The sequence below is a fragment of the Nocardioides sp. DN36 genome, assembly GCF_055380375.1.
Genome location: NZ_AP043823.1, coordinates 2,079,662 through 2,100,679 on the forward strand (window position 1 = coordinate 2,079,662; position 21,018 = coordinate 2,100,679).

Annotated in this window: 18 protein-coding genes; 10 read left to right on the forward strand and 8 right to left on the reverse strand. The window is 74.2% G+C overall.

Annotation, left to right across the window (positions count from 1 at the left end; all coding sequences use genetic code 11):
* Positions 1–10: 10 nt before the first annotated feature.
* Positions 11–1,318: a phytoene desaturase family protein gene (locus ACZ43H_RS10860; protein ID WP_464590177.1), complete on the forward strand. Its 1,308-nt coding sequence runs from the start codon at positions 11–13 to the stop codon at positions 1,316–1,318.
* A gap of 61 nt (positions 1,319–1,379) precedes the next feature.
* Here the strand turns inward: ACZ43H_RS10860 and metF are convergent, their stop codons facing one another.
* A complete protein-coding gene (gene metF, locus ACZ43H_RS10865; protein ID WP_464590179.1) occupies positions 1,380–2,270 on the reverse strand; it encodes a methylenetetrahydrofolate reductase [NAD(P)H] in 891 nt (296 codons plus the stop codon).
* A 78-nt stretch (positions 2,271–2,348) separates the two neighbouring features.
* On the opposite strand from metF, the gene ACZ43H_RS10870 reads away from it, so the two are divergent.
* Complete coding sequence (locus ACZ43H_RS10870) at positions 2,349–3,431, forward strand: polyprenyl synthetase family protein (protein ID WP_464590181.1); 1,083 nt, start codon at positions 2,349–2,351, stop codon at positions 3,429–3,431.
* Between the two features lie 39 nt (positions 3,432–3,470).
* On the opposite strand, the gene ACZ43H_RS10875 is transcribed toward ACZ43H_RS10870, so the two are convergent.
* Positions 3,471–3,842, reverse strand: coding sequence for an Rv2175c family DNA-binding protein (locus ACZ43H_RS10875; RefSeq protein WP_464590183.1), 372 nt, complete (start codon positions 3,840–3,842; stop codon positions 3,471–3,473).
* A gap of 180 nt (positions 3,843–4,022) precedes the next feature.
* Here ACZ43H_RS10875 and ACZ43H_RS10880 point away from each other — a divergent pair, with 180 nt between their 5' ends.
* The 5 genes from ACZ43H_RS10880 to aroF all read left to right on the forward strand — a co-directional run bounded on the left by ACZ43H_RS10880 (position 4,023) and on the right by aroF (position 10,087).
* The gene (locus tag ACZ43H_RS10880; protein WP_464590185.1) at positions 4,023–4,790 is read left to right on the forward strand and encodes a transglycosylase SLT domain-containing protein; all 768 of its coding nucleotides are present in this window, start codon (positions 4,023–4,025) and stop codon (positions 4,788–4,790) included.
* Between the two features lie 190 nt (positions 4,791–4,980).
* The gene (pknB, locus tag ACZ43H_RS10885; RefSeq protein ID WP_464590187.1) at positions 4,981–7,017 is read left to right on the forward strand and encodes a Stk1 family PASTA domain-containing Ser/Thr kinase; all 2,037 of its coding nucleotides are present in this window, start codon (positions 4,981–4,983) and stop codon (positions 7,015–7,017) included.
* A gap of 81 nt (positions 7,018–7,098) precedes the next feature.
* Positions 7,099–8,031: a deoxyribonuclease IV gene (locus ACZ43H_RS10890; RefSeq protein ID WP_464590189.1), complete on the forward strand. Its 933-nt coding sequence runs from the start codon at positions 7,099–7,101 to the stop codon at positions 8,029–8,031.
* Positions 8,028–8,915, forward strand: coding sequence for a DMT family transporter (locus ACZ43H_RS10895; RefSeq protein ID WP_464590191.1), 888 nt, complete (start codon positions 8,028–8,030; stop codon positions 8,913–8,915). The genes ACZ43H_RS10890 and ACZ43H_RS10895 overlap by 4 nt, the downstream gene beginning before the upstream one ends.
* Positions 8,916–9,040: 125 nt before the next feature.
* The gene (gene aroF, locus ACZ43H_RS10900) at positions 9,041–10,087 is read left to right on the forward strand and encodes a 3-deoxy-7-phosphoheptulonate synthase (protein WP_464590192.1); all 1,047 of its coding nucleotides are present in this window, start codon (positions 9,041–9,043) and stop codon (positions 10,085–10,087) included.
* A 62-nt stretch (positions 10,088–10,149) separates the two neighbouring features.
* Here the strand turns inward: aroF and ACZ43H_RS10905 are convergent, their stop codons facing one another.
* The 3 genes from ACZ43H_RS10905 to ACZ43H_RS10915 all read right to left on the reverse strand — a co-directional run bounded on the left by ACZ43H_RS10905 (position 10,150) and on the right by ACZ43H_RS10915 (position 13,206).
* Positions 10,150–11,115 carry an NAD(P)-dependent alcohol dehydrogenase gene (locus ACZ43H_RS10905; RefSeq protein WP_464590194.1) on the reverse strand — a complete coding sequence of 322 codons (966 nt, stop codon included), beginning with the start codon at positions 11,113–11,115 and terminating at the stop codon, positions 10,150–10,152.
* Between the two features lie 103 nt (positions 11,116–11,218).
* Entirely contained in the window at positions 11,219–11,827 is a 609-nt protein-coding gene (locus ACZ43H_RS10910; protein WP_464590196.1) for a hypothetical protein, read from the reverse strand.
* A gap of 128 nt (positions 11,828–11,955) precedes the next feature.
* Positions 11,956–13,206, reverse strand: coding sequence for an HNH endonuclease signature motif containing protein (locus tag ACZ43H_RS10915; protein ID WP_464590198.1), 1,251 nt, complete (start codon positions 13,204–13,206; stop codon positions 11,956–11,958).
* 899 nt (positions 13,207–14,105) lie between these two features.
* Here ACZ43H_RS10915 and ACZ43H_RS10920 point away from each other — a divergent pair.
* From ACZ43H_RS10920 to ACZ43H_RS10930, 3 genes are all read left to right on the forward strand, one after another.
* On the forward strand, positions 14,106–15,281 hold the full coding sequence (locus ACZ43H_RS10920; RefSeq protein ID WP_464590200.1) for an NADase-type glycan-binding domain-containing protein: 1,176 nt from the start codon (positions 14,106–14,108) through the stop codon (positions 15,279–15,281).
* Between the two features lie 114 nt (positions 15,282–15,395).
* Positions 15,396–17,297, forward strand: a complete 1,902-nt coding sequence (locus tag ACZ43H_RS10925) for a zinc-ribbon domain-containing protein (protein ID WP_464590202.1) — start codon at positions 15,396–15,398, stop codon at positions 17,295–17,297.
* Between the two features lie 38 nt (positions 17,298–17,335).
* Entirely contained in the window at positions 17,336–18,148 is an 813-nt protein-coding gene (locus tag ACZ43H_RS10930; protein WP_464590204.1) for a lipase family alpha/beta hydrolase, read from the forward strand.
* On the opposite strand, the gene ACZ43H_RS10935 is transcribed toward ACZ43H_RS10930, so the two are convergent.
* The 3 genes from ACZ43H_RS10935 to ACZ43H_RS10945 are packed head-to-tail and all read right to left on the reverse strand — an operon-like array spanning position 18,145 to position 21,007.
* Positions 18,145–18,960: an ABC transporter permease gene (locus tag ACZ43H_RS10935; RefSeq protein WP_464590206.1), complete on the reverse strand. Its 816-nt coding sequence runs from the start codon at positions 18,958–18,960 to the stop codon at positions 18,145–18,147. The two genes, ACZ43H_RS10930 and ACZ43H_RS10935, sit on opposite strands and share 4 nt — an antisense overlap.
* The gene (locus ACZ43H_RS10940) at positions 18,957–19,895 is read right to left on the reverse strand and encodes an ABC transporter ATP-binding protein (RefSeq protein ID WP_464590208.1); all 939 of its coding nucleotides are present in this window, start codon (positions 19,893–19,895) and stop codon (positions 18,957–18,959) included. Before ACZ43H_RS10940 ends, ACZ43H_RS10935 begins: the two co-directional genes overlap by 4 nt.
* Positions 19,892–21,007, reverse strand: coding sequence for a LolA-like protein (locus ACZ43H_RS10945; RefSeq protein WP_464590210.1), 1,116 nt, complete (start codon positions 21,005–21,007; stop codon positions 19,892–19,894). The genes ACZ43H_RS10940 and ACZ43H_RS10945 overlap by 4 nt, the downstream gene beginning before the upstream one ends.
* Positions 21,008–21,018 lie beyond the last annotated feature (11 nt).

Genomic DNA, 21,018 nt, shown 5'->3' on the forward strand with positions numbered 1-21,018 from the left:
GTGTGACGCCATGGCGCGGGTCGTGGTGGTCGGTGGCGGGTTCGGGGGCCTGGCGTCGGCGGCGCGGCTGGCCAAGCTCGGTCACGAGGTGACCCTGCTGGAGCGCTCTGCGCGGCTCGGCGGAGCGTTGGTCGAGGAGACCGCGGACGGGTTCGCCTGGGACGCCGGCCCGCACGCCGCGCTGCTGCCCGCCGTGGTTCGCGACCTGTTCCGCAAGTCCGGGCGGCCGCTCGAGCGTGAGCTGGAGCTGGTGCCGCTGGACGTCATCCGCGAGCACCGGTTCGAGGACGACACCTCGGTCCGGCTGCCCGGTGGCTCGCGGGCTGCCCAGATCGCCGCCTTCGACGCCCTCGAGCCCGGGCTCGGCCGGCGGTGGGCCGACCACGCGGCGGCGTACGCCGACGACTGGGAGGTGCTGCGCCAGGGCTATCTCGAGCGCCCCTGGCGACCCGACGACCTGCCCCGCGACGTGGCGGCCCGGCTGGACAGCCGGGAGGTGCTGCACAAGCGGCTGCGCCGGACGTTCAAGGACGAGCGGCTCCGCCTCGTGGCCGGCCACCCCTTCGTCGCCGAGGGCCACGACCTGCGCAACGTGCCCGCCTGGCTGGGCGTGACGGCGTACGTCGAGCAGCGCTTCGGCGCCTGGACCGTGACCGGCGGGATGGGCGAGCTCGCCGCCGCCCTGGGCCGCCGCCTCGAGACCCGCAAGGTGCAGGTGGCCACCTCCACCGAGGTCACCGACCTGGTCCTGCGCGGCGGGCGGGTCGTGGCGGTGGCGACCGCCGACGGCGAGGTCGAGGCCGACGTGGTGGTCTGCGCGGTCGACCCGCGCCGGCTGCCGGCGCTCGCGGGCTTCGTGGAGCGCACCATGCCGGCGATCCCCCCGGTGGTCGCCCATGTCGGGCTGGAGGGGCAGGTGCCCGACCTGCCCCCCGAGGTCGTCCTGCACGGTGACCCGATGCTGGTCGTGCGCACCGGCGGTCGGGCACCCGAGGGGCACGCCGCGTGGACGGTCCACGGCCGCGGCCGCCTCGCCGAGGACATGCTGCGCGCGCTGGCCCGGCACGGCATCGACGTGCGCGGGCAGGTCGTCGCCCGGGTGGACCGCTCGCCACGCGACCTGGTCGAGCAGTGGGGCGGCTCGCCGCTCGGCGTGCTCTGGCAGGGCCGGGCGACCGTGCGCCGCCGACTGGGCCCCGCCACGCCGGTCCCGGGCGTGTACGCCGCCGGCGCGCACGCGACCCCGGGGTCCGGACTGGCCTTCGTCGGCCTGTCCGCCGCGCTGGTCGCCCAGGCGATCGGCCCCGCCGAGCGGTAGTCCGGCCGGCTGGTTGGTCTGACCGGCCGGGTCCCGGCCTAGATCCGGCCCGGAACCGGGCTCAGACCGTGACGTTGAGGGCGGAGAAGATCTCCAGCGTGGCCTTGGAGCGGTTCAGCGTGTAGAAGTGCAGCCCCGGCGCGCCACCGGCCAGCAGCTCGTCGCAGAGCTCCGCGGCGACGGCGATCCCCTCGGCGCGCACCGCGGCCGGGTCCCCGTCGTGGGCCGAGATCCGCTCGACCACCTCGGTGGGCACGTCGGCGCCGATCAGCTCGCCCTGGCGACGGATGGCGCTGAGGTTCAGGATCGGCATGATCCCGGGCAGGATCGGCACGTCGACACCGCGGTCGCGCACCCGCTCAACGAGGCCGAAGTAGTCCGCGGCCCGGAAGAACATCTGGGTCACCGCGAACTCTGCGCCGGCACGCACCTTGGCCACGAGCACGTCCGCGTCGTGGTCGAGGGACTCCGCGGTCGGGTGGCCCTCGGGGAACGCCGCGACGCCCACGGTGAACTCCCCGCGCTCCTTGACCAGCTCGACCAGCTCGCTGGCGTAGGTCAGCCCACCCGGCGTCGCGGTCCACGGCGCCCGCGGCCCGTCGCTGGGGTCGCCGCGCAGTGCCATCACGTGCCGCACGCCCGCGGCGGAGTAGGAGTCGAGGATCCGCTCCAGCTCGCCGCGGGTGTGGCCGACGCAGGTCAGGTGCGCCATGGGCGTCATCGAGGTCTCGCGCACGATCCGCTCGGTGAGCCGGACGGTCGAGTCACGGGTGCTGCCGCCGGCGCCGTACGTCACCGACACGAAGGTCGGACGCAGCGGCTCCAGAGCGCTGATCGCACGCCACAGCTGCTCCTCGCCCGCCTCGTCCTTGGGCGGGAAGAACTCGAACGAGAACGATCGTCCTCCCGTGCGGATGAGCTCCCCGATGCTCTGGGCGCGGTCCTCGGTCATGGCTGGAGTCTAAGGTTCCGCGCCGCGGGCACCGGGGCGTTGTCCACGGGGCAAGAGGGCGTGGCTACCCTCGTCGGCGTGACGAGCAGCGGGTGGGACAGTGCCGGTTTCCGGAACCGCGTGCAGGTCGCGCTCGACGCGTTCCTCGACGAGCAGGCCGAACGGCTCGCCCCTCTCGGGCCCGACGCGACCCGGCTGCTGGACGAGGCGCGGGCGTCGGTCTCCGGCGGCAAGCGGTTCCGTGCGGCCTTCTGCTACTGGGGCCACCTGGCGGTCTCCCCCGGCGTCGCGTCCCGTCCCGACGAGGAGGACGCCCTGATCCGGGCGTGCGCCTCCCTGGAGCTGCTGCACGCCAGCGCCCTCGTCCACGACGACCTGATGGACGCCTCGGACACCCGGCGCGGCCGGCCCGCCACGCACCGCCAGTTCGAGGCCGACCACCGCCGGGCCGGCTGGCGCGGCGTGCCCGAGCAGTACGGCGCCGCCGCGGCGATCCTGCTCGGGGACCTGCTGCTCAGCTGGGCCGACGAGCTGCTGCGTCGCTGCGGACTGCCCGCCGCGCAGGTGGCTCCCGCGCTGGACGTGTTCGACCGGTGCCGCTCGGAGGTGATCGCCGGGCAGTTCCTCGACGTGTCCGTGCAGGCGCGCGGCCTGGCCGACGTGGACGCGGCGATGACCGTGCTGCGCTACAAGTCGGCGAAGTACTCCATCGAGCGGCCGCTGCACATCGGCGCCGCGCTGGCCGGGGCCGATGTCGACACGATGCGCGAGCTGAGCGGCTTCGGGCTGCCGCTGGGCGAGGCCTTCCAGCTGCGCGACGACCTGCTGGGCGTCTTCGGTGACCCCGCCACCACCGGCAAGCCGGCCGGGGACGACCTGGTCGAGGGCAAGCGCACGGTGCTGGTGGCCCTCGCCCTCGACGCGGCCGGGCGTGAGGACGCCGAGCTGCTGCACGCCTCGCTCGGCACCCAGCTGGACGTCGCGGCCGTGGAGCGGCTGCGCGGCATCATCGACGCCTCCGGCGCGCACGCCCAGGTGGAGACGGTGATCTCCGAGCTCGCCGGCCGGGCGGTCACGGCCCTGGACCGTGCCGAGGTCGACGAGCGGGCCCGGGGCGTGCTGCGCGACCTCGCCTCCGCCGCCACCGACCGCGCCGTCTGAGGGCGGCGTCCTCGGGAACGGCGTCCCGTCAGGAACGGGTCAGAACGCCATCGCCTGGGCCCGGCGCTTGGCCTCGGACCCACGGTTCTCACGCAGCGCGTCGATCGGCCGGCCCGGCAGGTCGGCGTCGGTGAACAGCCACGCGATGCACTCGCGGTCGTCGTACCCACCGTCGTGCAGCACGGTGAGCAGGCCGGGCAGGCCCTTGACGACCAGGCCGTCCTGGATGAAGTCGGCCGGGACCTGCTGGCCGGCGCGGGGGGCGGGGACGGCCGCGGCGAGCTCGTGGTCGCGGATCATCGTGCGCACCTTGCCCACCGTGACCCCGAGCTGGCGGGCGGCCTCGGCCCAGTCCAGCCAGGTGGGGACCAGCGCGGCCAGGTCGGCGTCGGCAAGTCTCGGTTCGCTCATGGGGACAACTCTTCCACTGCTCGGTGCCGGGACGAAAACCCGAGCCGACGGAAGGCTCCCCCGTCACTGCAGTCACTTGAGACACAGGAGCAGCCGGGTTACGGTCGATCGTCGTCCGCGGCTTCCCCCACCGGATCGCTCGGGTCCGGGTGCCGCGCGGCGCGAAGGGAGTCGACCCCGATGGCATCGACGAGACGACTGCTCACGGCCGGCCTGGCCGGACTGACCCTGCTGCTCCTGCCGACGCCCGCCGGCGCCACCGACGGCGACCTGCCACCCGGCCGCCGGATCCTGGACCACACCGTGCGCCAGGGCGAGACGGTGACCGGCCTGGCCGTGCGCTACCACGCCTGGACCGCCGAGCTGATCTCGCACAACCACCTCGGGTCCGGCGCCGGCATCCGGGTCGGGCAGCACCTCGAGATCCCGCAGGTGCTCTCGGCGCTGCCCCATGCGCCCGGGCACCACCAGACGCGGCACCACCAGAGCCACCACCAGACGCGGCACCACCAGCACCACAGCGCGCCGACACCCGACCCGGGGACCGCCACCGTGCGGCGTACGGTCGCGCGCACCGCGGTGCACCACGGCGTCGACCCCCAGCTCGCCCTCGCGGTCTCCTGGCAGGAGTCGGGCTGGCAGATGGACCGGCGCTCGGAGGCCGGCGCGATCGGTGCGATGCAGGTCCTGCCCGCGACCGGCTCGTGGATGTCGATGTACGCCGGCCGGCGCCTGCACCTGCACCGGCTGGCCGACAACGCCACCGCGGGTGTCCAGCTGCTGCGCGTCCTCGGCGACGAGACCGGTTCCCGGCGCCACCAGGTGGCGGCGTACTACCAGGGGCTGGGGGCCGTGCGATCGCACGGTCTCTACGGAGAGACCAGGCACTACGTGGCCAACGTGCTCGCCATCAAGAACCGGCTCGAGGCGGGCCGCCCGCCGGCCTGACCGGGCCGCCGGGACCGATCCGCCCGGAGGGGCTCCCCGCCGGGCCCCGCGTGTCCCGCGCCACGCCGGGAGCCGCCTGGACGCGGGGCGAGGCGGCCGGATCCGTACGATTGGGCCACCGGATCCTTCCCCATCCGGCCGCAGGAGGGTCGCTGTGCAGCCACGTCGGCAGTCAGATCGGCACGCCCCCATGGGCACCGACGCCGTCGTCGGCGACCCCACGACAGGTCGGCTCCTGGACGGCCGCTACCGGATCGGGCCGCGGATCGCCCGCGGCGGGATGGCCAGCGTCTACGAGGCCACCGACCTCCGCCTCGACCGCACCGTCGCCGTCAAGATCATGCATCCGGGCATGGGCGACGACGAGGAGTTCGCGGCCCGCTTCGTCCGTGAGGCGCGGGCGGCCGCACGTCTCTCCCACCCCAACGTGGTGGCGGTCTACGACCAGGGCCAGGACGACGGCACCGTCTACCTGGCGATGGAGCTCATCCCCGGCCACACCCTGCGCGACGTGGTCCGCAAGGAGGCGCCGATGAGCCCGGCGCGTGCGCTGGCCCTCATCGAGCCCGTGCTCTCCGCCCTCGCGACGGCCCACCGGGCCGGGCTGGTCCACCGCGACGTGAAACCCGAGAACGTCCTGATCGCCACCGACCCCGGCTCCGGCGCGAGCCGGGTCAAGGTCGCCGACTTCGGGCTGGCCAAGGCGGTCAGCGCCGACACCCAGCACACCGCCACCGGCGGCGTGCTGATCGGCACCGTCTCCTACCTCGCACCCGAGCTCGTCATCGACGGCCGCTCCGACGCGCGCGCCGACGTCTACGCCGCCGGCGTCGTCCTCTTCGAGCTGCTCACCGGCGTCAAGCCCCACGAGGGCGAGTCCCCGATCCAGGTCGCCTACAAGCACGTGCACGAGGACGTCCCGCCGCCGTCGCGGCTCGTCCCGGGCATCCCGGCGTACGTCGACGCGCTGGTCGCCCGCGCCACCGCGCGTGACCGCGCCCAGCGGCCGGCCGACGCCGGCGTGCTGCTGCACCAGGTGCGCCGGGTCGCGCACGCGCTCGCCGACGGTGTGCAGGACGACCCCGAGCTCACCGCCGACCTCGCCCCGGCCCGGCCCGCGGGCGACGACACCGTGGCCGTCCAGGTCCCGCGGGGTCGCCACGACACCGCCCCCGACCCCTTCGACGGCGCCGAGCTCGCGGCCCTGTTCGCGCCCGCCGCGGCCGCCGTCGGGCAGGACGCCGCGGAGCGCACCAGCCTGATCCCGCGCCCCGACCAGCGCCCTCCGGCGCCCCCCACCCGGACTCCCGGCGGGGGCACGCCGCGACGCCCGCGGCGCTCGCGGCGTGGACCGCTGCTGCTGGTGCTCCTGCTGCTGCTCGTCGCGGCTGCGGGCGCCGGCGCGTGGTGGTTCGGCTGGGCCCGCTACACCTCCACCCCGGGCGTGATCGGGCTGGCGAGGTCGGCCGCGGTCGAGAAGCTCCAGGCGGCCGGGCTGGACGCCGAGATGGGCGACAAGGCCTACTCCGAGACCGTGCCGGCGGGCCGGGTGATCGACACCGACCCCGACGCCGGCTCCCGGGTCCTCGACGGCGGCACCGTCACCGTGGTCCTGTCGCTGGGCAAGGAGCGGTACGACGTACCCCGCACCAAGGGCATGAGCGAGGACGAGGGCCAGGACGCCATCCTGGGCGCCCACCTGTCCTACGGCCGCACCATCGAGCGCTGGTCGGAGACCGTGCCCGACGGCACCGTGCTCGGCACCGACCCGAAGGCCGGCACCACGCTGCGGCCGGACACCGCGGTCAGCCTGATCGTCAGCAAGGGCCCGCGGCCGATCAAGGTCCGCGACTGGACCGGCAAGGACGCCGACCGGGCCGAGCAGGCGCTCCAGGCCAAGGGCCTCGAGGTCGACCGCGGTTCCGGGGAGTTCTCCGACACCGTCCCCGAGGGTGACGTGATCTCCCAGACGCCCACGAGCGGCACGCTCCACCGGGGCGACACCGTCACGCTGGTGGTGTCCAAGGGGCCCGAGCTCGTCGAGGTCCCCGGCGGCCTGGTCGCCAGCGGTGTCGAGGCCGCGACCGCGAAGCTCGAGGCGCTCGGCTTCAAGGTCGAGGTGAAGGAGAACGACCACTACATCGGTGTCGGCTACGTCTACTCGGTCGACCCGGGGTCGGGCTCGATGGTGCCCAAGGGGTCGACCATCACGCTCTCCATCCTCTGATCCCACCCCGGTCGCGACCGCGCCGGCCCGGCCGCTGAGGGCGATTCCGTCCGGCCCGACGCGCCGACCTAGGCTTCTCCCATGCCCCTTGACCCGACCGTGGACCACGCTGCCCGCAACCCGATCGGCACCCACGTGCTGGTCGGCAAGGGGCTCGTCGACGGGGCGCTGGCCAACGCCGAGCTGCTCGGCTGCGAGACCATCCAGGTGTTCGTCGGCAACCCGCGCGGCTGGGCGCTGAGCGCCGGCAGGCCCGCCGACGACGCGCGCTTCCGGGCCGAGCTCGAGCGCCGCGGGATGCGGGCCTTCATCCACGCGCCGTACCTGGTGAACCTCGGCTCCCCCACGCCCGCCACCTACGAGAAGTCGGTCGCGTCGGTGGCCCACAACCTGCGGCGTGCCGCCGAGATCGGCGCCGAGGGCGTCGTCGTGCACACCGGTTCGTTCGTCGACCCTTCCACCGACCCGGCCGAGGGCGAGGCGAGGTACGCCGCCGCCATGCGGCAGGTCCGCGAGGGCCTGCTGCCGCTGCTGGACGCCGTGGCCGGGGACGACGCGCCGTGGCTGCTGCTGGAGCCCACCGCGGGCCAGGGCCGGTCCCTGTGCGCGGGCGTGGACGACCTCGAGCCCTACCTGGCCGCGCTCGACCGCCACCCCAAGGCGGGCATCTGCCTGGACACCTGCCACGTCTTCGCGGCGGGTGCCCCGCTCGACGAGCCGGGTGGCGCGACCGCGACCGTCGACCGGATCGTCGAGATCGGCGGGCCCGGGCGGCTGCGGCTGGTGCACGCCAACGACTCCATGGACGTGCGCGGCGCCTTCAAGGACCGGCACCAGCTGATCGGCCAGGGCCACATCGGCACGGGCGCGTTCGAGGAGCTCTTCGCCCACCCGGCGACGGCGGGCGTGCCGTTCGTGCTGGAGACGCCGGGCTCCCGGGACGCCGACAACGTCGACATCCCGCTGCTCAAGCAGCTGCGCCGGCAGGCCCTGACGCTGACCGCCGCCGGATGAACCGTCGTACCTCCCTGCTCGCCACCGGTGCGCTGCTGGCGATCACCGCGATGTGGGGATCGACGTTCTTCCTGATCCACGACCTGCTGGAGCGGGTCCCGACCCTGGACTTCCTCGCGGTCCGGTTCGCGGTCGCCAGCGTGGCGGTCCTGGTGGTCGCGCCGCGCGCGGTCGGGCGGCTCTCACCCCGGGCACGACGCAGCGCCGTCGTGCTGGGGCTGCTCTACGGCGTCGCGCAGATCCTGCAGACCGCCGGCCTGGCGCACACCGCCGCAAGCGTGTCGGGCTTCATCACGGGGATGTACGTCGTGCTGACGCCGGTGTTCGCGGCGGTGCTGCTGCGGACCCGGATCACGGCGGTGACCTGGGGTGCGGTCCTGCTGGCAATGGCGGGGCTGGCCGTCCTCACCCTCAACGGGCTCTCCGTCGGGTACGGCGAGGCGATCACCCTGGTCGCGGCGGGGCTCTACGCCCTGCACATCGTCGGGCTGGGCGCCTGGTCCACCCCGCACGAGGCGCTCGGCATGTCGATCGTGCAGCTGGTCGTGATCGCGCTGGTGTGCCTGACCGCGACCGCGCCGGACGGGATCGTGCTGCCGCAGACCCGCGCCGACTGGCTGTCGCTGGTCTACATGGCGCTGTTCGCGGGGGCGCTGGCGCTGCTCGGCCAGACGTGGGCGCAGGCGCACCTGCCGCCGACCCGCAGCGCGATCATCATGAGCATGGAGCCGGTGTTCGCGGCGTTCTTCGCGGTCCTGCTCGGCGGCGAGTCGTTCACCCTGCGGATGCTGACCGGCGGGCTGCTCGTGCTCGCCGCGATGCTGGTGGTCGAGCTGGCGCCGCGTCGCAAGGTGGAGGGCGAGGTCCAGCACCTCACCGTCTGACCCGTGGCCCGCGCGGGTCCACATCATGGGCTCCCCCGGCGGCGCCGCACCTGCCTCGCCTAGCGTCAGGGACGACGTACCCCGACCCCGACGACGTGGTCGCCCCGAAGCAGAGGACTCCGCCCATGGTCGTCGTCATGTCGCCGGACGCCACCCCCGAGGACATCGCGCGCGTGGTCGCGCGGGTCGAGGAGGTCGGCGGCGAGGCCTTCGTCTCCACCGGTGTGGTGCGCACGATCATCGGCCTGGTCGGGGACATCGACTCCTTCCACCACCTCAACCTGCGCACCCTGCCCGGCGTCGCGGACGTGCACCGGATCTCCGACCCCTACAAGCTGGTCAGCCGCCAGCACCACCCCGAGCGGTCGACGGTGTGGGTGGGTCCGGAGGGCCACCAGGTGCCGATCGGCCCGGACACGTTCACGCTGCTCGCGGGGCCGTGCGCGGTCGAGACCGCGGAGCAGACCCTGGAGACCGCCCGGATGGCGAAGTCGGCCGGGGCCTCCCTGCTGCGCGGGGGCGCGTTCAAGCCGCGGACCTCGCCGTACGCCTTCCAGGGGCTCGGCCTTGAGGGGCTGCGGATCCTGAGCCGGACCCGAGAGGCCACCGGGCTGCCGGTCGTCACGGAGGTGGTCGACGCCCGCGACGTGCCGGTGGTGGCCGAGCACGCGGACATGCTGCAGATCGGCACCCGCAACATGGCGAACTTCGGCCTGCTCCAGGCCGTGGGCGAGGCCGGCAAGCCGGTGCTCCTCAAGCGCGGCATGACGGCCACGATCGAGGAGTGGCTGATGGCCGCGGAGTACATCGCCCAGCGCGGCAACCTCGACGTGGTCCTGTGCGAGCGCGGGATCCGGACCTTCGAGCCGGCCACCCGCAACACCCTGGACATCTCCGCGGTACCGGTCGTCCAGGCCGCCAGCCACCTCCCGATCATCGTGGACCCCTCGCACGCGGCCGGGCGCAAGGACCTCGTCGTGCCCCTCTCCCGGGCGGCGATCGCGGTCGGCGCCGACGGGGTCATCGTGGACGTGCACCCCGATCCGGAGACCGCCCTGTGCGACGGACCGCAGGCGCTGCAGGGCACCGAGCTGCGCGAGCTGGCCCAGGCGGTACGCCGGCTGCCGCCCGTCGTCGGGCGGCTGGACGCGCGCGAGCGGATCCGCGGCTAGGTGTACTCGGCAGGGACGTTGGTGACGGTTCCGTCGCCGGCCGGGCGAGCGGCCCGCGGTGGTCAGACGACCAGCGCGACCCGCCCCGACCCCGACCCTTCCTGCAACCGCCTGACGGCGTCACCGGCCGCGACCAACGGGTAGCTGCGGTCCAGCACCGGGCGGACCTTCCCGGCGACGACGAGGTCGTTGACCGCCTCCAGGGTCTGGGAATCCTCCTTCGCGACGAAGAAGCCCAGACGTTGGCTGACGAACGGCGAGAGCATGGCGGCCGCGAGCTGCCGGTTCATGCCCCCGATCCACCGATCACCCTCTCCGCCGACGATCACCAGACGGCCCCCTCGATTCAGCGCGTGCCGCAGCCGCCTGACCGGAGTGCGGCCGAAGACGTCGATGATGACGTCGTAGCGGCGGTCGCCGGCGGCGAAGTCCTCGCGGGTGTAGTCGATGACGTGGTCGGCGCCCAAGGACGTGGCCACGCCCATGCCCCGGGTGCCGCACACACCGGTGACCTCCGCGCCCAGCGCCTTGGCCGTCTGGACCGCGATGCTCCCCACGGCGCCGGTGGCGCCGACGACCAGCACGTGGTCGCCGGGAACCACGCGAGCGTGGTCACGCACGGCCTGCACGGCGGCGAACGCCGCGTAGGGCAGCACCGCGGCCTCCTCGAAGCTGAGCCCCTGAGGCTTGGTCGCCACCTTGTCCGCCGGAGTCACGACGTACTCCGCGAACGCACCCTTCGCGGCGCCGTAGACCTCGTCCCCGGGCTGGAACCGGGTCACGTCCCTGCCGACCGCCTCGACCCGACCGGCGAAGCTGACGCCGGGCACCTCCTGCCGGGGAGAGCGCAGACCCGTCCCGAGCCGCATGAGGTAGGGCTCCCCCGTCATGAAGTGCAGGGCACCCCTGTCCACCCCGGCGGCAACCACGTGGACGAGGACATCGTGCTCACCCACGTCGGGTCGAGGCACCTCCCCCACTGAGAGCGCGTCCGCCCCGCCGTAGCGGTGCTGCACGATGGCCTTCATCTCGACTCCTTCCCGGGGTGCTGCGTTTCCACCATCGTGATCCGGGTGGGGGTCGCCGTCACGGGGCCTTCGTCACACGGGCCGGCCACGCAGTCCGGGCGCGCTATCGCAAGGGCACCGTCAGGGAGATCGCCGCCATGCCGGGAGCCGCCAGCTCGAGGTACAGCTCATGAGCATCGGCCGGCGGTCGGGGGCGGTAGGACTGGCGCGCATCCCACTCGGTCCCCGTCCCACCGAATCCGCCACCGTCAAGGCCGTACACCGTGCCGAGATCGTCCGTGATCCTGATGGTGATCCGTGCCAGGCGGCCGGCCGGGTCCTCGGGCAGTTCTCCACGAGCCTCCCTGGGCGTGGCAGCCCACCACTCCATTGCCTCGTTGTAGCCCCGGGTGAGCCGGTCGCGCTCGTCGGAACGCACAGCGACCAGGTGCACGTGCACGAAGTTGTCGACGGTCACCCCGACGAGCTCCACATCGACCCCGTCCACGTGACCGATGCGCAACGACTGCTCGGGCTCCCACCGGTGACGGGGCACGCGTTCGACGGTGATCTGGAACGCGTGATCCTCGTCCCCGTAGTCGACGGCGATGACGCCGAGGTCGAGCCGGTCCATGCCATCCAGCCGGCGTGCAGACCGACGTCGGGCCCGCGGCTTCTCGTGCGCCGGGCGGGCGAAGAGCTCGGTGATCACGGCTTCGACGTCCTCGGGCATGACCGGAGCCTAGGGCGCAGGGCGAGCGTTCGCGGCACATCGGCCACGGCCAGGTTGCGGGCGCGTGAGTACGGCGGGCCACGGCTGCGGGTCCGTCGGATCTGTGTCTGCGCTGGTCGGCGGTCGGCCTACGTGCGTCTGGTGAACCTGACGTCTCCGTTGGCCAACCGGTCGGTGGTGAAGCGTTGGTCGTGGGCGCGGTGGTGGTGCCAGTTGCAGAGGAGTACGCCGTCCTTGAGGTCGGTCTTGCCGCCCTTCGCCCAGGGGGTCTCGGCGTGGTGGGCTTCGCACCAGGCGGCGGGGATCTCGCAGCCCTGGGCGCGGCAGCGTCGGTCGCGGATGACCAGGGCCTTGCGTTGCGCGGGTGAGAACAGCCTGCGCGAGCGGCCGAGGTCGAGGATCTCGGAGTCGCCGCCGAGGACGACGGGGATGATCTGGGCGGTGCAGGCGAGCCGGCGGGCCTCGGCGGCGGTGATCCGGTCGCCGGTGGCCAGCCCCGCGGCGCCGAGGCCGGTGGTGAGCTGGTCGAGGTCGATGGTGACCATTACGGTGGTCGCGGTGCCGCCGTGCTGCGGGAGCGCCTGGGTGGGGAGCTGTTCGAGGAGGGTGCAGAACGCCTCCCCGAGCCGGCGCGGGTACGGGAGTTGCTCCACCTCACTGTCACCAGTGTGCTGTTCCTGACGGCGGGGTGCGGAGAGGGACTCGAGGTAGACCTTCAACCGGGACGCGACGTGGTCGGGGACCCTGATCGCGATGTCGGTGGACCCGTCCCCACGCACCCGCATGGTGAGCCGGGTGGTCCGGCGGGCGGCACGCTCCTCGGCCTCCAGCTTCCGCTGCTCCTCGGCGTCGGCGATCTCGGGGGCGAGGACCTCCAACAGGTGCTCGCCGAGCCGTTTCAGTGCCCGGGGACTGAAGTGCGCGGCCTGCTCGACCAGGTGGGCCTCGGCCTTGGCCTTCAGCTCGGGGCCGAGCCGGTCGGGCAGCCCGTCCAGCGCCTTGACGATCACCTGTGCTTGGGCCTGGTTGACGCGGGTGTCCAGGCACGCGGCCTGCAGCTGGGGCCAACGGCGGTCCAACGCCTGCCCCAGCCGGGCCTGGCGCGCCACCGTCGAGTAGTCCGCACACCGGGTGCGTTCGGCCCAGGCGGCGACGTTGCGGTCCCCGGTCGCGACGGCCAGGTCCTCGGCGTTCGCCAACACCCGCGCCTGGATCGCGGCCAGCTGCTCGGCGGCCCGGTCCAGCCATTCCAGGATGACCTCCTTGTCGGCGGCATCGAGGTAGGCGGGGTCGTACTCGGCCAGGAACCCGACCTGCGCGGCGAGCGCGCCGACGTCACCCACCATCGGGTGGATGATCGGGGTCGGGTCAACGGCCATGCCTCATTCTACAACTATCCGAGCATGTTTTCGAGTAAAATCTCTGGGCTGGGGAGACCGCGCGAGTCCCTCCCAACGTGATCCGCTGGGCGGGGTTGTCGAAGCTTCGTCGCTGGCGCTCCTCGCACCTCAACCGCCGAGCCCGGGATGGAGGCCGAGGTGGTCGTCGGCGGCGCCGATCGGCTGGGCGGGGTTTCGAGGCTTCGTCGCTGGCGCTCCTCGCACCTCAACCGCCGAGCCCGGGACGGAGGCCCAGGTGGTCGTCGGCGGCGCCGATCGGCTGGGCGGGTTTCGAGGCTTCGTCGCTGGCGCTCCTCGCACCTCAACCGCCGAGCCCGGGACGGAGGCCGAGGTGGTGGTCGGCGGCACCGATCCGCCGGGCGGGGTTTCGAGGCTTCGTCGCTGGCGCTCCTCGCACCTCAACCGCCGAGCCCGGGACGGAGGCCGAGGTGGTGGTCGGCGGCACCGATCCGCCGGGCGGGGTTTCGAGGCTTCGTCGCTGGCGCTCCTCGCACCTCAACCGCCGAGACGGGACGGAAGCCGGAGGGTCGTGCATCCTGAGCGGGGTTTCGAGGCTTCGTCGCTGGCGCTCCTCGCACCTCAACCACCGGCCCAGGACGGAGGCCGAGGTGGTGGTCGGCGGCACCGATCCGCCGGCGGGGTTTCGAGGCTTCGTCGCTGGCGCTCCTCGCACCTCAACCACCGAGCCGGGACGGAGGCCAAGGTGTCGTCGGCAGCGCCGACCCGTAAGCCGGGCGACGACCGGAGCCGAAGCCGGCGGCACCCGGCGAGCGCCCCTACCACCCGCCCCCGATGCCCGCCCGCGGAGACAGCCGCGGCCCGGGATCAGGCACTCCCCTACGCTGGCCTGCGGACCAGATCGACCGGAGGAGGGTGACGTGGATACGTGCGCGAGCTGCGGGCACGAGCTCGGCGGTGGCCGGTTCTGCACGGCGTGTGGCGCCCAGGCGCAGGAGCCCCGACCCCAGGCTGCGGCCGCGGGCGCCGGGCAGCACCGGGCCGACGTCGCCGAGGACCACGACGAACGCACTCGGCAGATCCCGCGGCTCCAGGTGGACACCCCCGATGACTGGCGCACCGGCACCGCGGAGCGGCCCGCGGTCGACGGCACCACGACCCGTCGGATCCCGCCCGTGCCGACCACGCCACCCCCGACCACAGTCCCCCCGACCACGCCACCCCCGACCACGCCACCCCCGGGCGCAGGACCGGCCGCGCCGCGGCCGACGGGCCCGCCTCCGGCCGGCCCGCGGCCCGCCGGCACGCCCACCGCACCGCCTCCACCTGCGACGGGCGGCGACGGCCCCCGCTTCCCTCTCTTCGCCGACGAGGTGGTCCCGGCCCCCGAGCCGGCCGCCGACCAGCGCCGGCGTGGAGGCCGCGGCTGGCTCCCGTGGGCGGTCGGCGCGGCCGTCCTGGCGCTGGTGGCTGCCCTCGGCGGCTGGCTGCTCCTCGGCGGTGACGACGAGCAGCCCGCGGGCGCCGGCGCGAGGCCGGCCGCCGAGAAGCAGCCCGGTGGCTCCGGGAAGCAGCCCACCCCGACGCCCGACCAACCGTCCGGCGAGCCCGGCGACCTGGCGCGCGAGGCCACCGCGAAGGTGCCCGCGACCGCGCCCCCCAACCAGGACACCAGCGGCAACATGGTCCGTTACGACGCCCGCAACATGCTCGACGGCGTCGCCTCGACCTGCTGGCGGATGGCCGGCGACGGCTCGGGCGAGGAGATCACCTTCGAGCTCCCCGCCGACACCCGGCTGACCGCGGTCGGCATGATCAACGGCTACGCCAAGGTCGCCGCCGACCAGCGCGGCCGCAGCCTGGACTGGTACCACGGCAACCGTCGCGTCCTCACGGTCGAGTGGGCCTTTGACGACGGCACGACCGTCACCCAGGGCCTGCGCGACACCATGCAGATGCAGACCCTGCGCATCGATCCGGTCACCACCCGCACCGTCACGCTGCGGCTGCTCTCGGTCTCCAAGCCGGGCAAGGGCCGCGCGGCGCGCAACTACACCCCGATCAGCGACGTGACGCTGCGGGGCGCGCCCGCCTGAGGGCGGATCCACCTCAGAACGGCGTACGCCGGCCGCGCGCCGCGTGGGTTTGGGCGGGGTGCCCGCGGGATAGCCTTCCGCGCGACACATCTCACCTGTGATGACGGGAAACCCATGCCCACCTGTGCCCACTGCGGCTCCGAGAACCCTGAGACGAGTCGCTTCTGCGGCGGCTGCGGCCAGCCCCTCGGCTCGGACACCCCGACCGCCCCGCTGCAGGCAGCCGCTCCCGCGGCCCCGCCCGCGGCTCCGCCCACGGCTCCTCCCGCGGCTCCGCCCACGGCCCCGATGGCGGCGCCTCCCACGGCGCCCCCGGCCGCGCCGCCCGTCCTGCCCCCGCCGCCGGCTGGTGCGCCGTACGGCGCCCCCCAAGGTGCGCCCCAGACTTCACCCCCGGATCCGGAACAGCGCGCACACCAGGGGCCGACCGCCCCCTCGCTGGCCTCGGTCAACTGGCAGCGGGTCCTCGTCGGCAACTGGCTGGGCGCCGGCCTCACCGCGGCCACGGCTCTCGGCGTCGCGGGCGTGCTCTCCACCCTGCTGGCCCTGATGTCCAAGCCCGAGGACTTCGGTGTCGACAACGGCCTCACGCTGGTGGCGACCTTGCTGGCCGCGACCTTCGGGGCGGACCTCGTCCTCGACCTCGACTTCGGGAACGAGAGCGCGTCCGCGCACCTCGGCATGTTCCCGCTGACGGTCACGATCATCGCGCTCGTGGCTGCGGCGCTGGTCTTCCGCCGGGTCACCAAGCGCTACCAGCGGGTGTCGGACGCGATCGGTGACGCCGCTCGTGCCTCCCTGCTCCTCGGCCTGGCGGTGATGCTGTTCGCGATCGTCTTCCGTGGCGACAACGACAAGCTGGGCGGCGGCTGGGGCGCGGAGCTCGCATCGCGCCAGATCGGGTTCGACGCGAGCTGGGGACCGAGCATCGCAGGCGCGTTCTTCCTGTCCTTCCTGGTCCTGCTCGTGACCCTGGTCGCGGTCCTCTACGCGTCGCGGCGTGACTGGTGGCCGGCACCGGTCCAGCGCGTGCACGACTGGACGGCAGCGCCGCTGTACGGCGTCGGCACCATCTTCGCGATGCTGCCCGTGGCCGGCATCGTCGGCCTGCTGCTGCTGATCTTCACCGGCGACACCCTCCACGACAACGACCCCACCGACGACGACCTGTCTGCGGGCATCGCGCTGATCTTCGGACTGATCGCCAGCGGCGGCTTCTGGCTGATCTCGCTCGGCTCGGGGGCGGCGTACGGCGCCACCTCGGACGAGTCCGGCCCCAGCGGCGGTGACAGCAGCGAGCTGCACCACCTCGCGCACTACGCCGAGGACACCCCCGGCCTGTGGGCAGCGCCGGTGGTGATGCTCGTCGTGCTCTTCCTGGCCGCGTTCGCGGTGGCCCGCAAGACCGCGGCGCCGCAGCGCATCCTCGGCAACCTGGGCGTGTTCGTGGCCCTGCTGCTGGTCGCCCTGCCGCTGATGTCGCGCGTCACCTCGGCGCACGCCGGGCTCAGCCTGGAGGAGGAGGACTACCGGGGCAGCTACTTCGTGGGCCAGGTCGGCTGGCAGGCGACCCTGCTGCTCACCCTCTTCGCCCTCGTCTGCGCCGCCCTCGTGGCGCTGATGAGCCGGGCCCTGGACGGCTCCGCCCTGCGCGCGCAGGCCTCGGCACTCGCCGGCCGGATGCAGTCCAACCCCGGTCAGCCCGCCGGTCCTCCCCCGGCCTGGCAGCCGGGCGCCCCGCAGGCCCCGCACCCCCAGGCCCAGCACCCGCAGGCCCAGCACCCCCACCAGGGCTGGGAGCCGCAGCAGCAGCCGGCCCAGCAGGGCTGGCAGCCTGCGACCCAGCCCCCGCCGCCCCCGACCGGGGACCCGGCTCCCGCTCCGGGCACCCCCTGGCCGCAGCCGCACGCGAACCCGCAGTCGCCGCAGCAGCCCACCTGGCCGCCGGCCGACGCCGGACCGGACGACGGCCGCACCCGGATCCGACCGATCACGCCGCCGCCCGGGCAGGAGTGACCCGCACGCGCTGAGCGCGCCGGGGGCAGACTGGCCACGTGCTCGATGCCCTGTCCCCGGCGCGCCGGCGGTTCTTCCTCGTCCTCGCCGCGCTCGTGGTCACCGGGCTGCTCGCGGGTGCTGCGGTCGCCGTGGCGCGCAGCCGGGACGAGCCCGTCCACGCCGTACCCCAGTCCGACCCGGGCCCGGTGCTTCTCGTGCCCGGCTACGGCGGCTCCACGGACGGCCTGGAGGTGCTGGCTGCCCGCCTGCGGGACGCCGGACGCGACGTCACCATCGTGCCCGCCATCGACGGGGGCACGGGTGACCTGCAGGCCCAGGCCCGAGCGCTCGCCGACGCCGCCGCGGGCGTGCTCGCCCGCTCGGGCGCCGGGTCCGTCGACGTGGTGGGCTACTCCGCCGGCGGCGTCGTGGTGCGGCTCTGGGTCGCAGAGGAGGGCGGGGGCGAGGTCGTGCGCCGCGCGGTCACGCTGGCCTCCCCCCACCACGGCACCGACATCGCCGCGCTCGGCGGGGACCTCGCGCCGGACGCGTGCCCCGCGGCCTGCCAGCAGCTGGCGCCCGACAGCGACCTGATGCGCCGGCTGGCGACCGAGGACGAGACCCCACCGGGACCCGAGTGGGTGTCGATCTGGACGATCGACGACCAGGTGGTGGTGCCACCAGAGTCCGGCCGCCTCGACGGATCCGTGGCGTTCTCGGTCCAGTCGGTCTGCCGCGAGACGCTGGCCCACGGGGACGTGCCGAGCGACCCGACCGTCGACGCGATGGTCGTCCTCGAGCTCGGCACGGACCTGCCCGAGGTCCCCGGCCCGGGCGTCTGCCGCGGCCAGGCGACCGACCAGGGCTAGTCGGTGACGTCCTTGGTCGCGAAGTTCGCCCACCCCGCGGCGAGGAAGACCACGACGTACACCCCCTGCAGGGCAACCCCGCGCACCACGTCGCGCCACAGGATGGGGTCGCGGAACAGGTCGACGAAGGCCAGCCAGTAACGGGTCGGCAGCCACGGCCGCAGCGCCTCGGCCGCGTCCAGCGTGAGCAGGATCGTGGACGCGATGAGCACGGCCAGCGTGCCCAGCGCAGCCCCCAGCGGCGACTCGGTGACCGTGGAGAGGAACAGCGCGATCGCGGCCACGCCCAGCATGCAGAGCATGGCGTAGGCCAGGGCCAGGCCGGTGCGCACCAGCAGCTCCTGGGTGGAGAGCGAGGTGCCCGACACGCTGGTGGTCGCCGCCGCGACGTCGCCCCGGCCGAGCAACGTCGTGCCGACGACGTACGCCGTCACGGCCACCACGAGCACGGTGAGGACCACGAACGCCATCACGCTCACCAGCTTGGCGACCAGCAGCCGGGTGCGCCCGACCGGCCGGACCAGCACGTAGCGCAGCGTGCCGGCCTGCGCCTCCCCCGCGATCGCCTCCCCGGCCGTGATCGCCACCGCGATGGGCAGGAACAGCGGGAGCACGATCCCGAGCGCGGCCAGCGGGTAGAGGCTGCCGTCGGTGAGCACGGCGGACAGGAACGCCGGCCCCGTCCCCGGACGCGGCCCCAGGTCGGTGACGGCGAGGAGGACCGCCACCAGCGTCGGCAGGGCGTCGATGAGCGCGATCGTCACCCAGGTGCGCCGGCTCAGCACCAGCTTGCGCAGCTCGACGGCGATCACCGGTCCGGCCCCCCGCCCTCGCGCCCACTGCGCTCGCGGGCCCGGTCCCCGCTCGGTCCCGTCGCCGCCAGCACGACCTCCTCGAGGGTCCGCCGCTCCGGCGCCAGCCCTTCGACCCTGATGCCCGCCTGCACCAGCCGGGTGTTGAGCGCGGCGACGTCCTCCACCCGGACCAGCAGCCGGTGGCCGTCCTGGTGCTCCACCCGGCCGTCCAGGAGGCCGCGGACCCGGTCGGCGTCCGGCGTGTGCACGACCACGCGCCCCGTCGGCCGGCGCAGCACATCGAGCTGCTCCTGGAGCACCATCCGGCCACCGTCGAGCACGCCCACGCGCGTGCACATCTGCTCGATCTCGGCGAGCAGGTGGCTCGAGAGGAAGACGGTCGTGCCGGCCGCGTTCAGCTCCAGGAGCAGGTCGCGGATCTCGTGGATGCCCTGGGGGTCCAGCCCGTTCGTGGGCTCGTCCAGCACGAGCAGCCGGGGCGCACGCAGCAGCGCGTTCGCCAGGCCGAGCCGCTGCCGCATGCCCAGCGAGTAGGCGTGCACCGGCCGCTTGTCCACGCCGCCGAGCCCCACCCGCTCGAGCGCCTCGTCGACCCGGGCGGCCCGCGTGGAGCGCCCCCCGCCGCGCCCCATCGCGTCGAAGAGCGCCAGGTTGGCCCGGCCCGACAGGTGGGGGTACGCCGCCGGCCCCTCGACCAGCGCACCCAGCTGCGGCAGCACCTCCCGGCCCGATCGCGGCATCGGCCGATCCAGCACCTCGATCGAGCCCGACGTCGCCAGCACCAGCCCGAGCAGCATCCGCACCGTGGTGGTCTTCCCGGACCCGTTCGCGCCGAGGAAGCCGTAGACGTCGCCCTCGCGCACGTCGAGGTCGAGGTCGGCGACCGCCACGATCCGGCCGTAGCGCTTGGTCAGCCCCCGGGTGCGGATCACGGGAACCGGTCCTCGTCGTACCGGGTGCCCGTGAGGAGGTCGTCGGCCGCGGTCAGCAGGGTCTTGTCGGTGACGGTCCCGGTGACCAACCAGCCCCCGCCGTATCCGGCCTCGCTGGTCATCCGGTCGGTGAGCAGGACGCCGAGCGGGCCCACCCGCAGCACCGTCCCCTCGTCGACCGACCTGACTCCGGGCGTCCGGTCCAGCTGCTCGTGCAGGGGGTCGGCGGCTCGGCTCCACAGCGGGATGGCGAGGACCTGGGTGAGGCCGGCGCCGTACACCCCGACCGCGCCCCGGGAGCTCGCCGACCGCGCCAGCCCGGCGAGCGAGGCGGGTGGGAGGAACGGCGCGAACTGGTCGGCGGCGTCGGCGATGTCGAGCACCTCCTGGAACGACACGTCCGCGCCGGGCGGCGGGGAGAATCGGGTGCGGCTCCGGTCGGGCGCGGTGGTCGAGAGCTCGCGGAACCGGGTGGCGAAGACCGGGCCGGCGTCGGCGGCGTCGTACACCTCGACGGCCAGCGGCAGCCCGCTCCCCTGGTCCGCCCACACGTCGACGTGGTCGATGCTGCTCTGCGGTGAGCCGGGCACCAGCCGGAGCCCGGGCGCGTCACGTCCCGCGACCCGTACGGCGGGGATCCGGGTCACCTGCGCGGCGTCGACGTCGTCGAGCAGCCGCTGCGCCAGCGTCGTCGGCAGCAGGTCGGCGGTGCGGGGCAGCCGGATCCCGGGGTCCACGCTGCGCCGGGCGGCCCCGCGCTCGTAGTCCCACTCGGTGGTGAGGTTCAGGTCGTGGACGAGGTCCGTCTCGCCGGCGGTGAGCAGCCGGTCCACGCGCCAGTGGTCGGCGGAGCGCCACCACACACGCAGCCGGTTCTGCTCACCGAAGAGGGCCCCGATGTCGGTGAACCGGTCGGTGACCGGCAGCTGGAGGGTCCCGCTGGTCTCGACGTACCCGGAGTAGCCGCGGTCCTCCGAAGCCCGGACCCTGGCCAGCAGCTCGGCGGCGCCCACCGAAGGATCCCCGGCCGGACGCGCCTGCCAGCCCAGGGGCACGCCCACGACCAGCAGCACGAGGGCGGCGACGACCGCCCAGCGCCGGGATCTGGTCATACCGCAATCTA

Bases quoted from the DNA above. Each gene is read 5' to 3' on its own strand.
- ACZ43H_RS10860 (WP_464590177.1), top strand. From the start codon at position 11: ATGGCGCGGGTCGTGGTGGTCGGTGGCGGGTTCGGGGGCCTGGCGTCG.
- metF (WP_464590179.1), bottom strand. From the start codon at position 2,270: ATGACCGAGGACCGCGCCCAGAGCATCGGGGAGCTCATCCGCACGGGA.
- ACZ43H_RS10875 (WP_464590183.1), bottom strand. From the start codon at position 3,842: ATGAGCGAACCGAGACTTGCCGACGCCGACCTGGCCGCGCTGGTCCCC.
- ACZ43H_RS10880 (WP_464590185.1), top strand. From the start codon at position 4,023: ATGGCATCGACGAGACGACTGCTCACGGCCGGCCTGGCCGGACTGACC.
- pknB (WP_464590187.1), top strand. From the start codon at position 4,981: ATGGGCACCGACGCCGTCGTCGGCGACCCCACGACAGGTCGGCTCCTG.
- ACZ43H_RS10890 (WP_464590189.1), top strand. From the start codon at position 7,099: ATGCCCCTTGACCCGACCGTGGACCACGCTGCCCGCAACCCGATCGGC.
- ACZ43H_RS10895 (WP_464590191.1), top strand. From the start codon at position 8,028: ATGAACCGTCGTACCTCCCTGCTCGCCACCGGTGCGCTGCTGGCGATC.
- aroF (WP_464590192.1), top strand. From the start codon at position 9,041: ATGGTCGTCGTCATGTCGCCGGACGCCACCCCCGAGGACATCGCGCGC.
- ACZ43H_RS10905 (WP_464590194.1), bottom strand. From the start codon at position 11,115: ATGAAGGCCATCGTGCAGCACCGCTACGGCGGGGCGGACGCGCTCTCA.
- ACZ43H_RS10910 (WP_464590196.1), bottom strand. From the start codon at position 11,827: ATGCCCGAGGACGTCGAAGCCGTGATCACCGAGCTCTTCGCCCGCCCG.
- ACZ43H_RS10915 (WP_464590198.1), bottom strand. From the start codon at position 13,206: ATGGCCGTTGACCCGACCCCGATCATCCACCCGATGGTGGGTGACGTC.
- ACZ43H_RS10925 (WP_464590202.1), top strand. From the start codon at position 15,396: ATGCCCACCTGTGCCCACTGCGGCTCCGAGAACCCTGAGACGAGTCGC.
- ACZ43H_RS10945 (WP_464590210.1), bottom strand. From the start codon at position 21,007: ATGACCAGATCCCGGCGCTGGGCGGTCGTCGCCGCCCTCGTGCTGCTG.